This is a genomic window from Erwinia sp. ErVv1, assembly GCF_900068895.1.
GTDB lineage: Bacteria > Pseudomonadota > Gammaproteobacteria > Enterobacterales > Enterobacteriaceae > Erwinia.
Genome location: NZ_CDPK01000017.1, coordinates 67,858 through 83,825, shown reverse-complemented (window position 1 = coordinate 83,825; position 15,968 = coordinate 67,858). Strand labels below are relative to the sequence as shown.

At 55.3% G+C, this 15,968-nt stretch carries 14 protein-coding genes and 1 pseudogene; 3 read left to right on the top strand and 12 right to left on the bottom strand.

Annotated features, from left to right (window positions below; genetic code table 11):
• Positions 1-166: 166 nt before the first annotated feature.
• The 4 genes from hemG to pepQ are packed head-to-tail and all read right to left on the bottom strand — an operon-like array spanning position 167 to position 4,142.
• Entirely contained in the window at positions 167-700 is a 534-nt protein-coding gene (gene hemG / locus A1830_RS18910) for a menaquinone-dependent protoporphyrinogen IX dehydrogenase (RefSeq protein WP_067709825.1), read from the bottom strand.
• Between the two features lie 17 nt (positions 701-717).
• Positions 718-2,169 carry a Trk system potassium transporter TrkH gene (trkH, locus tag A1830_RS18905; RefSeq protein ID WP_067709823.1) on the bottom strand — a complete coding sequence of 484 codons (1,452 nt, stop codon included), beginning with the start codon at positions 2,167-2,169 and terminating at the stop codon, positions 718-720.
• Positions 2,170-2,199: 30 nt separating this feature from the next.
• Positions 2,200-2,811 carry an IMPACT family protein gene (locus tag A1830_RS18900; RefSeq protein ID WP_067709821.1) on the bottom strand — a complete coding sequence of 204 codons (612 nt, stop codon included), beginning with the start codon at positions 2,809-2,811 and terminating at the stop codon, positions 2,200-2,202.
• Positions 2,811-4,142, bottom strand: a complete 1,332-nt coding sequence (gene pepQ, locus A1830_RS18895; protein ID WP_067709819.1) for a Xaa-Pro dipeptidase — start codon at positions 4,140-4,142, stop codon at positions 2,811-2,813. The genes A1830_RS18900 and pepQ overlap by 1 nt, the downstream gene beginning before the upstream one ends.
• A 186-nt stretch (positions 4,143-4,328) precedes the next feature.
• Here pepQ and fadB point away from each other — a divergent pair, with 186 nt between their 5' ends.
• A complete protein-coding gene (gene fadB / locus A1830_RS18890; RefSeq protein WP_067709817.1) occupies positions 4,329-6,515 on the top strand; it encodes a fatty acid oxidation complex subunit alpha FadB in 2,187 nt (728 codons plus the stop codon).
• A gap of 10 nt (positions 6,516-6,525) precedes the next feature.
• On the top strand, positions 6,526-7,689 hold the full coding sequence (fadA, locus tag A1830_RS18885; RefSeq protein WP_067709813.1) for an acetyl-CoA C-acyltransferase FadA: 1,164 nt from the start codon (positions 6,526-6,528) through the stop codon (positions 7,687-7,689).
• Between the two features lie 109 nt (positions 7,690-7,798).
• Here fadA and fre read toward each other — a convergent pair whose 3' ends face one another.
• Positions 7,799-8,500 carry an NAD(P)H-flavin reductase gene (gene fre / locus A1830_RS18880; RefSeq protein WP_067709811.1) on the bottom strand — a complete coding sequence of 234 codons (702 nt, stop codon included), beginning with the start codon at positions 8,498-8,500 and terminating at the stop codon, positions 7,799-7,801.
• A 23-nt stretch (positions 8,501-8,523) separates the two neighbouring features.
• Positions 8,524-10,026 (bottom strand): 4-hydroxy-3-polyprenylbenzoate decarboxylase, encoded by a 1,503-nt coding sequence (gene ubiD, locus A1830_RS18875; RefSeq protein WP_067709809.1) that lies wholly within the window; start codon positions 10,024-10,026, stop codon positions 8,524-8,526.
• A 326-nt stretch (positions 10,027-10,352) separates the two neighbouring features.
• On the opposite strand from ubiD, the gene rfaH reads away from it, so the two are divergent.
• On the top strand, positions 10,353-10,841 hold the full coding sequence (gene rfaH / locus A1830_RS18870) for a transcription/translation regulatory transformer protein RfaH (RefSeq protein ID WP_067709806.1): 489 nt from the start codon (positions 10,353-10,355) through the stop codon (positions 10,839-10,841).
• Positions 10,842-10,932: 91 nt separating this feature from the next.
• Here the strand turns inward: rfaH and tatD are convergent, their stop codons facing one another.
• The 6 genes and pseudogenes from tatD to A1830_RS18840 form a co-directional block, all read right to left on the bottom strand.
• Positions 10,933-11,718 (bottom strand): 3'-5' ssDNA/RNA exonuclease TatD, encoded by a 786-nt coding sequence (tatD, locus tag A1830_RS18865; protein WP_067709804.1) that lies wholly within the window; start codon positions 11,716-11,718, stop codon positions 10,933-10,935.
• 82 nt (positions 11,719-11,800) lie between these two features.
• Entirely contained in the window at positions 11,801-12,559 is a 759-nt protein-coding gene (tatC, locus tag A1830_RS18860; protein WP_067709801.1) for a Sec-independent protein translocase subunit TatC, read from the bottom strand.
• A gap of 179 nt (positions 12,560-12,738) precedes the next feature.
• Positions 12,739-13,353, bottom strand: a pseudogene (tatB, locus tag A1830_RS23505) (Sec-independent protein translocase protein TatB); the annotation flags it as partial.
• Positions 13,354-13,356: 3 nt separating this feature from the next.
• Positions 13,357-13,608: a Sec-independent protein translocase subunit TatA gene (tatA, locus tag A1830_RS18850; RefSeq protein ID WP_067709797.1), complete on the bottom strand. Its 252-nt coding sequence runs from the start codon at positions 13,606-13,608 to the stop codon at positions 13,357-13,359.
• A 110-nt stretch (positions 13,609-13,718) separates the two neighbouring features.
• Positions 13,719-15,356 carry a ubiquinone biosynthesis regulatory protein kinase UbiB gene (ubiB, locus tag A1830_RS18845; RefSeq protein WP_067709794.1) on the bottom strand — a complete coding sequence of 546 codons (1,638 nt, stop codon included), beginning with the start codon at positions 15,354-15,356 and terminating at the stop codon, positions 13,719-13,721.
• Positions 15,353-15,958: a ubiquinone biosynthesis protein UbiJ gene (locus A1830_RS18840; RefSeq protein WP_067709792.1), complete on the bottom strand. Its 606-nt coding sequence runs from the start codon at positions 15,956-15,958 to the stop codon at positions 15,353-15,355. The genes ubiB and A1830_RS18840 overlap by 4 nt, the downstream gene beginning before the upstream one ends.
• Positions 15,959-15,968: the final 10 nt, after the last annotated feature.

Here is a 15,968-nt window from a genome sequence, read left to right as displayed (position 1 = left end):
AGTTTTTCTCCGGCGGTTCAGCTTCCTGACCCTCTCAACCCGGCGGCCTGTAAGCCGTTGTTCCGTGTCGATGGAGGCGCATTATAGGGAGTTCCTGACGGCTGACAAGTGTTTATTAGAAATAAATAACTGACAGCGTCATTTTTCAACAAAGCGCCTCTTTTAACTACATTTTGCCGGTTAATGCAGCAAATTCATGCGCAAAACGGTTCACCTGATCCCAGTTTGTGTACTCAACTTCTTTACTGGCATCGGTTTCACCGCCGGTCATCCGCATAATGAGCTGAATCATGATGCGATCAAAGAAGCCATAGCGTGGATAGCGCAGCGCGCCGGCAAAGACCGCGCAGCAGTCCGGCTCCCAGGGCGACTGCAACAAAAACTTGCGCGTGTAGGCATTCGTCTGAGGCGTGCGCTTTTCCGGTTTACGGGCCGTCAGGTTCACCGAGAAGAAGCCGCTGACTCGCTGACGCATTTCGGCAAGGTTTTGCTTAACGAATTTGGCAACCTGAGGATGGAAGTGCCCATAACGGATTGATGCGCCAATCAGTACGCGATCGTATTGCGACCAGTCAACCGAAGACGCATGCAAAATATTGACGAGGTCGCACTCCTGACGCTCTTTAAGCGTGTTTGCGATCGTTGCCGCAATTTGTCGGGTCTGGCCATCACGGCTGGAAAAAAGGATTAACGCTTTCATATATGTACTCAACTCGGTTATTCGCGCCAGAAAGTAGGCGTGAACAGGACTAACAGCGTAAAGACCTCAAGGCGGCCAAAAAGCATCGTCAGGATCAAAATCCATTTCGCCGTATCATTCATTGTGGTGAAGTTATCCGCCACCACCCCTAAACCCGGCCCAAGGTTATTTAGCGTAGCCGCTACCGCCGCAAAAGCGGAAAAATTATCGACGCCCGTGGCGATAATCGCGAGCATGCTCAGAAGGAACACCAGCGCATAGGCCGAGAAAAATCCCCATACGGCTTCAAGGATGCGTTCCGGCAGCGCGCGCGGCCCCAGCTTAATGGTGTAAACCGCATTGGGATGGACCAGCCTTTTCAGCTCGCGAGACCCCTGTTTGAAAAGCAGCAGGATACGGATAACCTTCAGTCCCCCACCTGTCGAACCGGCGCAGCCCCCTATAAATGCAGAGCACAGCAGCAGGACAGGCAGGAATAAAGGCCAGCGGGCGATACTGTCCGTGGTAAAGCCTGCGGTGGTGGCCATCGATACCACCTGAAAAAACGCCTGATTAAGCGTCTGCATCCCGCTGGCATAAACGTTATGCCACCACAGCACCAGAGTACAGATAATGACCAGCGTAATCTGAACGCCGATAAACATGCGGAACTCAGGATCGCGCCAGTACACCCGCAGGTTTCGGCCACTCAGCAGTGAGAAATGCAGACCGTAGTTACAGCCGGAGATCAGCAGGAAGATAGCAATAATGGTATTAATGGTTGGGCTGTTAAAATAACCAATGCTGGCATCGTGAGTAGAAAAGCCGCCGATGGCAATAGTTGAAAAGCTGTGTCCTATGGCATCGAACAACGGCATGCCCGCCAGCCAGAGCGCCAGGGCACAAATGACCGTCAGCAACACATAGATCAGCCACAGCGTTTTGGCCGTTTCGGCAATGCGCGGCCGCATTTTGTTATCCTTCAGCGGCCCGGGCATTTCGGCACGATAAAGCTGCATCCCCCCGACGCCGAGGATAGGCAGAATGGCAACCGCCAGCACAATAATCCCCATACCGCCAAGCCATTGCAGCATCTGCCGATAAAAGAGGATCGCCTTAGGCAACGAATCAAGACCCACCAGCGTGGTCGCCCCGGTGGTGGTCAGTCCTGAGAAGGATTCAAAAAAGGCATCGGTCACGGAAAGATTAGGGTGTTCAGCGAAGATAAAGGGCATCGCCCCTACGCTCCCCAGAACGGTCCAGAACAGCACCACAATCAGGAAGCCCTCACGGGGTTTAAGCTCACTCTTCTGTTTACGGTTAGGCCACCACAATAGCGATCCGATGATCAGCGCCATAAAAAAGGTCTGCGCGAAGGCTCGTCCCGCGCCATCCCGATAGAGGAGTGCGACCAGGCCGGGGACAATCATGGTTCCCGAGAACAAAATAACCAGCAAACCCACAATGCGGGTAATGGCACGAAAATGCATTCAGCCTTTCCTTTCCTGACAGTATTGAAATTATTTGAGCGGAGCCAGCGTCAGCGCCCCTCTGCTGAAATCGGTAAGGTTCTGGGCAAAGCCGGCAACCTGCGAATGGGGCAATGCCAGCGTGAGTGCGACGTGCTGCACGAAGTCACTTTGCAACAGTTGACCATGAAAGCGAATTATCATCCTCTCAATCTCAGCCAGCTGAGCATAGTCGCAGGTGAGGGAGAAGTTGAGCATCGGGACCTTCTGCTGACGCACCAACAGCTTTAACGCCTGCTGTACACCGCCGCCGTAGGCTTTGACCAGTCCACCCGTGCCAAGCTGGATGCCGCCATAGTAACGCACCACCACCGCGGTGATTTCGCCAATGTTGTTACCCATTAGCTGAGCAAGCATCGGTTTTCCCGCAGTCCCTGAAGGCTCACCATCATCTGAGAAGCCCAACTGCTGGGAATCTGAGGGCGCGCCCGCAACCCAGGCCCAGCAGTGGTGTCGCGCGGCAGGATGGTCCCGCCTGGCCTGCTGCACGCAGGCGCGGGCGGCCTCTAACCCATCGGTATGGGTAATGAGGGTAATAAAACGGCTTTTCTTAATCTCCTCGCTAAAGCTTAAAGGCTCTGCGGGAATGTCATAGGCGTTCATCAGGCCAGTTTAAGATCGCGCGTCATATTTTCCACGCTATGCGGGTGAATCACGATGTTATCCTCAATACGGATACCGCCGTAGGGTTTCAGCGCATCAATACGCCCCCAGTCAAAGTGCTGACTGAACTTACCTTCACGCCAGGGTGCCAGCAGGGAGTCGATAAAATAGAGGCCGGGTTCAATGGTCACCACCATACGCGGCTCCATGATCCGCGTGCAGCGCAGCCAGGGATACTGGCGGGGAGCAGCGAGGTGCGTACCGGAATCATCCTGCATAAAGCCCGCAACGTCATGGACCTGAAGCCCAAGCGGATGACCAATGCCGTGCGGCATAAACGGCCCGGTCAGATCGTTAGCAACGATAGCCTCTTCGCTTAGCCCTTTGATCAGCTGATGCTTAACTAACAGTCTGGCGAGTCGCTGATGCATTTGCTGATGATATTCGGTGTAGCGCACGCCGGCTTTCATGGTGCCAATCAGCGCCAGCTCTTCGCTATTCATATCTTTAATCAGCTGGGCAAATTCACTGTCGCCGTGAGCGGCATAGGTTCGCGTCAAATCCGCCGCGTAGCCGTTGTATTCGGTGCCAGCATCGAGTAGAAAACTGCGCGACTGCTCGGGCGGCAAATGGTCGAGTTGGGTGTAGTGTAGAATGGACGCGTGCTCGTTTAGGGCAACAATATTGCCATAGGGAACGTCAATATCGCGATGCCCTGTCGCACTGAGATAGGCGACATTGATGTCAAACTCGCTCATGCCCGAAAGAAAAGCCTCTTTCGCCGCGCGATGTCCGGTTACGGCGCTCTTCTGTGCCTGACGCATGCAGTAGAGCTCATAATCGGTTTTGTAAGCACGGTGATAGTGCAGGAAATCAATCACGCCCTGCGGGTTGACCGATGCCGATTTAATGCCGATTTGCGAGGCGCGCTCCGGCACCGGGCCAATGTAGGCAACGTTCTGGCGCTGAGCGGGCAGTAGCTGATTAATATCGTCGGCATTTCTCAGCGCAACGATCTCCATCTCACTGGTCCAGAAGCTTTGCGGCAGGGGTTCAACCTTATGCCAGTAGTCCACGGGAGAATAGAACCAAAGCTTAGGTTTGTTTACCCCGTCTATCCACAGCCAGCAGTGAGGTACCGACGTAACCGGCAGCCAGGCTTTAAACTGTGGGTTTACCTTAAAGGGGTAGGTATGGTCATCCAGGAAGACCGTTAACAGCTCTCCCGAGTGGATCAGCATGGCATCGAGTTCAAAACGTGCGAGCACCTGCTGGGCGCGGGTTTGCAGGACTTTTATATGATCATGATAAAGGTTTACCAACGTTTCCACAGCCTTCACTCCGTTATCGCGAAATTGATCGCATCTTAACACAGCCTGTTCCACGTTGCCGTTTTGCCACGGCTGTGATCTTGTTTGCAAATAAGCAAACTCTCGTTTGCAAATAATTAACATCCCTTCCACACTCTCGATCATCTGGTATGACCAGATCCCCTTATCGCTGCTCAGGAGAAAGACATGCTCTACCAAGGCGACACCCTGACCCTAAACTGGCTGGAAGATGGCATCGCCGAGCTGGCGTTTGATGCGCCCGGTTCCGTCAATAAGCTGGATACCCGCACCGTTACCAGCCTTGGCGAGGCGATTACGGTGCTTGAAAACCAGTCGGAACTGAAAGCGCTCCTGCTGAGCACGCGCAAGCCCGCTTTTATTGTGGGTGCGGATATTACCGAGTTCCTGTCGCTGTTTGCCGCCCCCGCAGAGAAACTGACCGAATGGCTGAACGTCGCTAACGGCATATTTAACCGGCTGGAGGATCTGCCGGTTCCTACGCTTTCCGCCATCCGCGGCTACGCGCTGGGAGGAGGCTGTGAATGTGTGCTGGCAACGGATTTCCGCATTGCCACCGCGGACGCCCACATTGGCCTGCCGGAAACCAAACTGGGCATCATGCCCGGCTTTGGCGGTTCAGTCAGGCTACCGCGCCTGCTGGGCGCTGACAGCGCGCTGGAAATTATCACCGCCGGGAAAGACGTTGACGCCGCGCGTGCGCTGGCGCTGGGGCTGGTCGATGCCGTAGTGAATGACGATAAATTACAGGACGCCGCGTTAGCTATTCTGCGCGACGCCATCGCGGGCAGGCAGGACTGGCGCGCGCGCCGTCAGCCTAAGCTTACGAAGCTCAAGCTCAGCAAAACCGAAGCCACGATGAGCTTTAGCATTGCAAAAAGCCTGGTGCTGCAAACCGCCGGTAAACACTACCCCGCCCCGCTGACGGCGGTAAAAACGATTGAAGCTGCGGCTGGCCTGGGGCGTGATGAGGCACTCAGGCTGGAAACGCAGGCGTTTGTGCCGCTGGCGGGATCGAAGGAAGCCCGCGCGCTGGTCGGCATTTTCCTTAACGATCAGGCCGTCAAGGCGAAGGCGAAAAAGCTGACGCGCAATGTCGACACGCCAAAGCAGGTGGCGGTGCTGGGCGCAGGCATCATGGGCGGCGGCATTGCCTGGCAGTCTGCCTGGAAAGGCGTTCCGGTTACGATGAAGGATATCAATCCCACCTCCCTTGAACTGGGGATGAAAGAGGCGGGAAGATTATTGAATCAGCAGCTGACGCGCGGAAAGATCGACGGGATAAAACTGGCCCGCATACTGGGTACCATCCAGCCTGTTCTTCACTATGCCGACTTTGAGCGTGCCGATATCGTGGTTGAGGCGGTGGTGGAAAACCCTCAGGTTAAAGCCGCCGTGCTGGCCGAAACCGAAGGACATATTCGCCAGGACGCCATTATGGCCTCAAATACCTCCACCATTCCTATTAGCCAGCTGGCTAACGCGCTTCAGCGGCCAGAAAACTTCTGCGGTATGCATTTCTTTAACCCCGTTCACCGTATGCCACTGGTTGAGGTGATTCGCGGCGAAAAAACCGCCGAGGCCACGCTGGCTAAGGTCGTCGCCTGGGCCAGTAAGATGGGGAAAACGCCCATTATCGTTAATGACTGCCCTGGTTTCTTCGTCAACCGCGTGCTGTTCCCCTATTTTGCTAGCTTCAGCCTGCTGCTCCGCGACGGAGCGGACTACCGTCAGATTGATAAGGTCATGGAGAAACAGTTTGGCTGGCCAATGGGGCCGGCATGGTTACTGGACGTGGTCGGTATCGACACGGCGCACCATGCACAGCATGTCATGGCAGAAGGCTTTCCTGACCGGATGAGCAAAACGTATCGCGACGCGATTGATGTGCTGTTTGATGCCAAACGCTTTGGTCAGAAAAACCAGCTGGGTTTTTATCGTTGGGAAACTGACAGTCGGGGTAAGCAGAAGAAGATCGCCGATCCTGCGGCAGAAGCACTGCTGCGCAGCGTATGCCAGCCCACGCGCGTCTTTACCGACGAGGAAATTATCTCACGCATGATGATCCCGATGATTAATGAGGTTATTCGCTGCCTGGAGGAGAAAATTATTGCCTCTCCGGCTGAAGCGGATATCGCCCTGGTATACGGACTGGGATTTCCACCGTTCCACGGCGGCGTTTTTCGCTATCTCGACACGCTCGGCAGTGCATGCGTCATTGTTCAGGCGGAACAGCTTTCTCACCTTGGCGCACTGTATAACCCGCCTTTGGGCCTGGTTGACAAGGCCAGGAATAATGAGAGCTGGTATCCCCGGGCAGAATCACTCCACGACGCCGCGCTGAAAACGGCATAAGGATAGCAAAATGGAAAAAGTAGTCATTGTTGATGCCGTCCGTACGCCAATGGGGCGCTCTAAAGGCGGCGCGTATCGCCACGTCAGGGCGGAAGATCTCTCGGCCCATCTGATGCGAAGCCTGCTGAGCCGTAATCCCGCCCTACAGGCGGAAGATCTGGATGATATTTACTGGGGCTGCGTCCAGCAAACCCTGGAACAGGGGTTTAACATCGCGCGTAACGCTGCCCTGCTGGCAGAAATCCCCCACCGCGTCCCGGCTACCACGGTTAACCGTCTTTGTGGATCCTCAATGCAGGCCCTTCATGACGCGGCACGCGCCATTATGGTCGGCGATGCCACCGCCTGCCTGATTGGCGGCGTTGAACATATGGGCCACGTCCCCATGAGTCACGGCGTCGACTTTCATCCGGGCCTGAGTAAAACCGTCGCCAAAGCTGCGGGAATGATGGGGCTGACGGCCGAGATGCTGGCGCGCATGCATCATATCAGCCGGGAAATGCAGGATGCCTTTGCGGCCCGCTCACATCAGAGGGCCTGGAATGCCACGCAGGCGGGCCATTTTGCCAGTGAGATCGTCGCGACCAGCGGGCATGATGCTGAAGGTATACTGAAGCGCTATGATACGGATGAGGTGATTCGTGCGGATACCACCGTGGCCGGTCTGGCTGCGTTGCGCCCTGCCTTTGATCCGGTTAACGGCACGGTAACGGCAGGCAGCTCATCTGCCCTGTCAGATGGCGCGGCAGCCATGCTGATCCTCAGTGAAACGCGTGCGCGGGAGCTGGGCCTGCAGCCGAGAGCCTGGATTAAATCAATGGCCGTGGTTGGATGCGATCCGTCAATCATGGGGTACGGGCCGGTTCCCGCTTCCAGGCTGGCGCTGAAACGGGCGGGTCTGAACGTCAGTGACATCGGCATTTTCGAGCTTAACGAAGCCTTTGCCGCGCAGACGCTACCCTGCATCAGGGATCTGGGATTAGAGGAAGTGCTGGATGATAAAGTGAATCTGAACGGCGGCGCTATCGCACTGGGTCATCCGCTTGGCTGTTCCGGTGCGCGGATCAGCACCACCCTGCTTAATCTGATGGAGCGTCGCGATGCGCAGTTTGGCCTGGCGACAATGTGTATTGGGTTGGGGCAAGGGATCGCGACGATCTTTGAAAGAGCCTGATAAGGGGAAGAACGCTACTGGCACGCCCTCAACCTTAATAGTAAGGCGAGGGCTTCACCAGAGATGCGGTCTTTACATAACGGCGAGGGCTTCGCCAGAGATGCGGCCTTTACATAAAGGCGAAGGCATCACCAAACATCCGGTCTTCTTTTGCAGCGCGTTCGGCACAGAAGCGTTCCCGGGCGATTTTGGCCATTTCAAAACGACCTGCAATATAAATATCCTGATCGGCAAGACTGCCATAATCATTCATTACTGCGGTTAAGACCGTTCCGTTACGCCCTTCCCAGCCGGCTTCAGGCTGCTCGACAACCGGGATGACTTTCAGATGGGGGTGTTTTACCGCCAGCGCGTCCAGTTCTTCCAGATCGTACAGGTGCTTGAGCTCACGTCCACCCCAGTAGAGGGCAATATGCCGGTCGGGGCGCTGTGATAGCGCAGTCAGCAGAATGGAGCGCGCATAGGAAAAGCCCGTGCCACCGGCGATAAGCACCAGAGGACGATCGCCCTCTTCGCGCAGCCAGGCGTCGCCGTGGGGAATATCCACGGTTATTTTCCGCTGTTCCTGAATACGCTCCATTACTGCCATGGCATAGAGATTCAGCTCCGACGCGCCGATATGCAGTTCAATAATGTCTTTTTCCATCGGCGTGGAGGCCAGCGAAAACGGGCGTTTATCGCGCTCATCCATCACGACCATCAAATACTGGCCCGCTTTGAAGCTGAAATCAGCTTCCGGCACCATACGAACTCGGTATACGGTATCGGTAATCGCCTCTACCGAGGTCACTTTACAGCTTAACGTTGTCATGCGTTCCCTCTGTCGGGTCGAATTCATTTGCCGGACGCAGCGTCGCGCGCAGGCCTGTCACTTAAAATGCCCAGTTCATCCCAGATCGCATCAATATGAGCGGTTACTGCGGGATCCTTTTGAATCGGACGTCCCCATTCGCGCTGGGTTTCTCCCGGCCACTTATTGGTTGCATCAAGTCCCATCTTAGAACCCAGCCCGGAAACCGGCGAGGCGAAGTCCAGATAATCAATGGGCGTATTCTCTACCAGAACCGTATCTCGTGCCGGATCCATACGCGTGGTAATGGCCCAGATAACATCATTCCAGTCGCGAGCGTTGACGTCATCATCGCAAACAATAACAAACTTGGTATACATAAACTGCCGCAGGAAAGACCAGACTCCCATCATTACCCGCTTGGCATGCCCCGCATACTGCTTTTTAATGGTTACCACCGCCAGGCGATATGAGCATCCCTCAGGAGGCAGGTAAAAATCAACAATTTCAGGAAACTGCTTTTGCAGAATGGGAACAAAGACTTCGTTCAGCGCCACACCCAGCACGGCGGGTTCATCGGGTGGACGTCCCGTATAGGTTGAATGATAGATGGCATCGCGGCGCTGTGTGATATGGGTTACGGTGAAAACCGGAAAATTATCTATTTCATTATAATAACCGGTGTGATCGCCATAGGGGCCTTCCGGGGCCAGTTCGCCCTGCTCAATGTATCCCTCCAGCACAATCTCAGCGCTGGCGGGGACTTCCAGGTCGTTGGAGATACACTTAACCACTTCGGATTTCGTGCCGCGAAGCAGCCCGGCAAAGGCATACTCGGATAGCGTGTCCGGAACCGGCGTAACGGCACCGAGAATGGTAGCGGGGTCGGCCCCCAGCGCGACGGAAACCGGGAAACGCTCACCGGGATGCTGCTGACACCACTCCTGAAAATCGAGCGCGCCGCCGCGATGAGAAAGCCAGCGCATAATCAGTTTGTTCTTGCCAATGACCTGCTGGCGATAGATACCCAGGTTTTGCCGTTCTTTATTTGGGCCGCGCGTTACCGTCAGCCCCCAGGTGATCAGCGGCGCCGCATCTTCAGGCCAGCACTTCATCACCGGGATCTGATGTAAATCCACCTCGTCGCCCTGCCAGATTTGCTGCTGACAGGGGGCATCCCGCAGGCGTTTGGTCGGCATATTCAACACCTGCTTCCACTGCGGCATTTTATCAAAGAAGTCACGGAAACCGCGCGGAGGCTCGGGCTCTTTCAGAAAGGCCAGCAGGCGTCCTACTTCACGCAGCGCCGAAACGCTCTCCTGTCCCATCCCCAATGCCACCCTTTCCGGCGTACCGAAAAGATTGCACAGTACCGGCATACTGTAGCCTTTGGGGTTTTCGAAGAGCAGCGCAGGCCCGCCCGCCCGCAGTGTGCGGTCGGCAATTTCAGTCATTTCCAGGCAGGGGTCGATCTCGTGTTTAATACGTTTCAGGTCCCCGCGTTGCTCAAGCAGTGACAGAAAATCGCGTAAGTCGTGGTATTTCATGACTTCTCATCAATTGGGTCAGTGAATTGGCCATTATAGGGATGATTCGGACGCTGTGCTGAGTTTTTCGAAGCCAATGCGAGGTCGCTCGTAGACAGCAAAGGGATTACATTTCCAACCGGCATCTGCATAAACAAATTCAACCACTATTCGCATCAACAAATATCAGTACCAGTTATTTCGACGTTATTCCGTTAATTTACAGGATTGCATAACAGGTTTGGGCCAGGCAGAATTTCGTTCAGGCCGCATCTCACCTTGAACCAGCTATGACTCTCGCGGCGAGTTTGGTATTCTTAGCGGCCTGATTATCAAAAAGTGACGTTATGGAATCCTGGTATTTACTTTACTGCAAACGTGGCCAGCTGCTTCGCGCAAAAGAACATCTTGAGCGCCAGGCGGTGCATTGTCTCAGCCCAATGATTGCACTAGAGAAATTGGTTCGCGGAAAGCGCACTCAGGTGAAAGAACCTCTGTTTCCTAACTATCTCTTTATTGAGTTCGACCCCGAGTCGATCCACACCACCACCATCAGCGCTACGCGGGGCGTCAGCCATTTTGTTCGCTTTGGTACGCAGCCCGCCACCGTGCCGCAGGATGTCATTACCGCGCTGGAGACGCAGCCCGCTGCCTGCCTGCTTGATCCTGACCTGCCGCTGCCGGGTGACATGGTGTTGATCACCGACGGTGCCTTTGAAGGACTCAAAGCCATCTTCACCGAACCCGACGGTGAGGCGCGATCAATGCTGCTGCTTAACCTGCTCAATAAGCAGATTGTACGCAGCGTGGACAATCTGCAATTCCAGAAGCTGTAACGCTTATCTGCTCCCTCAACGTATCGCGCTGACCGACCTTATGGCTCGCTAACTGACTCCGCTACTATCTGCGCCTTAGGGCCATCCAGCCCTACTCCGCCAGCCGGAATAACCGGCGCGCGTTGCGGTCACACTGCTGCCCCAGACTCTCCGCTTCTTCTCCCCTTAGCGCGGCAACCTGCTGCACTATATGAGGAAGAAAGCAGGGCTCATTGCGCCTTGAGGGGGGCCTGGGTCGCATATCGCGGGGTAGCAGCCAGGGCGCGTCCGTTTCCAGCAGCAACCTGTCGGCCGGAATTAACGGCATCAGGCTACGCAATTCTGTACCGCGCCGTTCATCACACACCCAGCCGGTAATACCGATATAGAGGCCCGCCGCCAGACAGGCTTCAAGCTCTGACTGTGTCCCGGTAAAGCAGTGAACCACCGCACCGGGCAGCATTGGCAGCCATGGCGTCAATACGTCAAGAAAGCGGTCATGGGCTTCACGACAGTGGAGAAAAACCGGCATCGCCAGTTCAGCAGCCAGCTTCAGCTGCGCATTGAATGCATAAACCTGCTGCTCAGGCTCAGAAATATTGCGGTTGAAGTCCAGACCGCACTCGCCGATGGCCACCACCTGCTCACTCTCCGCCAGCCTTTTGAGCGTGGCAGCCGTTTCAGCAGACCATTCGGCGGCATGATGAGGATGGACACCGGCGGTAGACCAGCAGTAGCCGGGGCGGCGGGCGGCAAGGCTTTGTGCCTGCTGGCTTTCAAGTGCGTTGGTACCGGTCAGCAGCAGGCCAGTAATCCCCGCCTGTTGAGCACGTTTTACTACGCTGTCACGATCCTTCGCGAACTGGGTACTGGTCAGATTTACACCAATATCAAACATACCGTATTCCAAACGTAAACCGCCCTGACGGGCGGTTTACGAAATTGAGTTGAACGCAAGGCGTTAGATCAGAGCCTCTCTGTCACTCTGCTTCGTCCTCTTCCTGTAGATCGTCCCGGCGCCGTTTGCCCACGTAGAAGCGTGCGAAGAAAACGCCAATCTCGAACAGGCAGTACATCGGAATAGCCAGCAACGTTTGCGAGAAGACGTCAGGCGGCGTTAACAGCATCCCCACCACGAAGGCACCCACCAACACGTACGGGCGCTTTTTTTTCAAATCTTCCGGGGTCGTCAGACCGGTCCAGCAGATCAGGACGATAGCAATCGGCACCTCGAAAGAGACACCGAAGGCCATAAATAGCGACATCACAAAATCGAGATAATTGTTGATGTCGGTGGCAATCAGTACGCCCTGCGGTGCCGTCTTGGCGAAAAAGCCAAAGGCCAGCGGAAAGACAATAAAATAGGCGAAAGCCATGCCGATATAGAATAGGAATGAACTGGAAAACAGCAGCGGCATAACCAGTTTGCGTTCATGACGGTAGAGCGCTGGCGCGATAAACGCCCAAATCTGATAGAGGATCACCGGTACGGCCAGGAAGACCGAGACGATAATCGTCAGTTTGATCGGGGTAAAAAACGGTGAAGCCACGTCGGTGGCAATCATACTGGCCCCAGCCGGCATCTGTTTGATCAGCGGGGCAGAGACCAGCTGATAGATATCGTTGGAAAACCAGGCCAGGCACATAAAAATGCCCAATACGGCAATAATACAGTTCAGCAGGCGCTTACGCAGTTCAATCAGATGACTGATAAGCGGTTGGGTATCTTCAACAGCCATGGTTATCGCTTATTGCCCGGTTGAGTGGTGGATGCAGGGGCACGGCTTGAGAGGTGAGGAGCATCGCCCGTCACTGCTGCCGTGGTTGCGGATGCCGCGCTGACGGGTGCAGGTGACTGAGCAGGCGCAGCGGCCTGTGCGGTCACCNGAGGAGCATCGCCCGTCACTGCTGCCGTGGTTGCGGATGCCGCGCTGACGGGTGCAGGTGACTGAGCAGGCGCAGCGGCCTGTGCGGTCACCCCGACCGTTGATGCCGGTTGCCCATAAACCTCCGGCTGCTCAGATGCCTGAACGGCAGCATCGTGCGCGGGCTGAGCGTTGACCGCAGCCTCAGGCGCGACAGCAGGATGAGCGTTAGCCTCAGCCTGCTCGGGTGCCTGTGCGGGCGCGCTCACATGATGTTCGGCTTCTGCTGGCGTGACGCCTTCGTGCGCCGCTTCCGCGTTTTTCACCAGCGGATTATGAATGGTGTGAGCCACATCGTCGGCTTTTTCATTCTCGCCCAGGTAGGAACGTTTCATGGATTCAGCCGACTGCTTCAGCTCCTCCATCGAGGCCTTCAGCTCGGGAGTGAGGCTGTTCTTACTGGCCTCTTCCACTTTACGCAGGCTGTCCTGTAGCTCCTGTAGCTTAAGTTCCTGCGCCAGCTCATTTTGTACGCTGGATGCCATCGAACGAAGCGCGCGGATCCAGCCCACGACGGTTCTCACCGCCACAGGTAAACGCTGGGGACCCAGCACCACCAGCCCGATAACGAAAACCAGTATCAGTTCACTAAAGCCTATGTCGAACACGGATTATACCTTGTCGTTCTTAACGTCTTCTTTCTTCGCTTCCGTCTGCTGTTTGTCTGCCAGAGTGGCATTGAAATCAGCATCATGAGCATGATTTTTTTCTTTCTCTTTCTCGTCTTCATCACCCATGGCTTTCTTGAAGCCTTTGATGGAAGACCCGAGATCGGAACCCAGATTACGCAGTTTATTAGTACCAAACAGAAGAACTACGATGACGGCAATGATTAATAATTGCCAGATACTGATACCGCCCATAATTTTGCCTCAGATGAGTTGTAATGCCCGTTTTGCAGTATATAACAGCTACGGCCGCGGTGACGATGCGCTAACCCCCACGGCCGGGGCCTCTTTACCTTTCGTGACAATCAGTCGGTTCTGCGCCAGCCTATCAGCCAGCTCACCAGACCACCGGCGATCATTGCTGCGGAGAACAGATCCCAGTCAGGCCGGGTCAGTAAAACCGCCGTCCCGGCCAGCAGCAGCGTCGCGCCAATGCCGAAGAGATAGCGGGACTGGTTGTGCCTCACCCGCTCGCTTTTCAGATCGTTAGTGAGCTTATCAACGCTATGCTGCAAATGTTTATGCTGGCGCAGGCTGTCGTAGAACAGCTCCGGCAGCTCAGGCAGCTTTTCCGCCCAGAAAGGCGCTTTCTCTTTCAACGCCCGGACGATGGCCGGAATGCCGATCTGATCTTTAATCCACTCTTCGAGGAAGGGCTTTGCCGTTTTCCACAGGTCGAGCTGGGGATAGAGCTGCCGCCCTACTCCTTCAACGTAGAGCAGCGTTTTTTGCAGCAGCACCAGCTGCGGCTGAACTTCCATATTGAAGCGGCGCGCGGTGTTGAACAAATTCAGTAACACGTGGCCGAAGGAGATTTCCGCCAGTGGCTTTTCAAAAATCGGCTCGCAGACGGTGCGAATCGCAAACTCAAAATCTTCGACGTTGGTATCGGGTGGAACCCAGCCGGAATCAACGTGAAGCTCGGCGACCTTACGATAATCGCGGTTGAAGAAGGCGATAAAGTTTTCCGCCAGATAGCGCTTATCCTCTTTGTTCAGCGACCCCACAATTCCACAGTCAATACCAATATACTGCGGGTCTTCAGGATGGTCATAGCTGACAAAGATATTGCCCGGATGCATATCCGCGTGGAAAAAGCTGTCGCGGAACACCTGGGTAAAGAACACCTGTACGCCCCGCTCTGCCAGCAGCTTCATATTGACGCCGTGCTGCTCAAGCGCCACGACATCCGAAATGGGAATACCGTAGATGCGCTCCATGACCATCATGTTTTCGCTACAGTAATCCGAGTAGACTTCCGGCACGTAGAGCATTTTGCTGCTGTCAAAATTGCGTCGCAGCTGAATCGCATTGGCCGCCTCACGCAGCAGATTAAGCTCGTCAATCAGCGTTTTTTCATAATCCGCCACCACTTCCTGCGGTCGCAGGCGTCGCCCGTCCGGCAGCAGTCGTGGAACCCAGCGTGCCATGCGGTTGATCAGCTTCATATCCGCTTTAATCACCGGCAGGATGTCCGGGCGAATCACCTTGATCACCACTTTTTGACCACTCTCCCGCAGCGTGGCGGTATGAACCTGAGCGATGGAGGCAGAGGCCAGCGGCGTAATGTCAAAATCGTCAAAATGGGTTTCAACCGGGCAGCCCAGCGAGACTTCAATCTGCTGCTTAGCCAGTACCCCATCAAACGGTGCCACGCGGTCCTGGAGCATTGCCAACTGGTCGGCAATTAGCGGCGGGAACAGATCGCGACGCGTGGACATCATCTGGCCAAGCTTGATCCATACCGGGCCAAGCTGCTCCATCGCCAGCCGCAGGCGTTCGCCAACCGGCTTATTTTTATGGCGGTTGGGGATCCAGAACAGGCATTTGCGCCAGAGGATCAGCGGAAGCGCCAGGCGGGTTTTTGGGATAAATTCGTCCAGACCGTAGCTCAGGAATACGCTGATGATAAAGTAAAGACGGCGGAGTTCTCCGAAACTCATTTGACCTCCAGCTTGTCGATACGCGCTTCCAGTGCCGCCAGAGAGCGCCCGACGGCGTCAACTTCTTCGGCAAACCAGGCAATCTCCAGCGCGCCGGGTGCCAGACGCCACTCTTCGGTCAGCGCCTGACCCAGATAACGTTGCTTACGCTGAATATCACCCTGGATAAATTGCAGGCCGCGACGGCCAAACTGGCTGATACCGTGAGCAGCAACATCGCCCATCCACGGCGACAGGTATTCAGCCGGATCAAGCTCAGCCAGATCGATAAGCGCCGAGAAGTGTTGCACCACCTGCAAATCGCCCTCTACTTCCAGCTCCCCGCTGCGGATCAGCCCGGTGAGCAGCTGACGGTTACGCAGCTTAGGCAACGTGGCAAGGCGCGTTTTCACCGTGCAATCCGGCGTATCACTCCATTCAGACAGCACATCAACCTGCTTCTCACTGAAGATAAAAATGAAGGGCTGCGTTATTTCAGCCAGCTCAATGCGCAGGCTTTTGCCGGACAGGCGCTGGCGCGCCGCTTTCAGGCCACGGTCGCGATACAGTATCTTATTTAGCGCCGTTTCCAGCCCTGCGGTTAACAGCGGCGTTAAGGTCATTCGCTTTCCT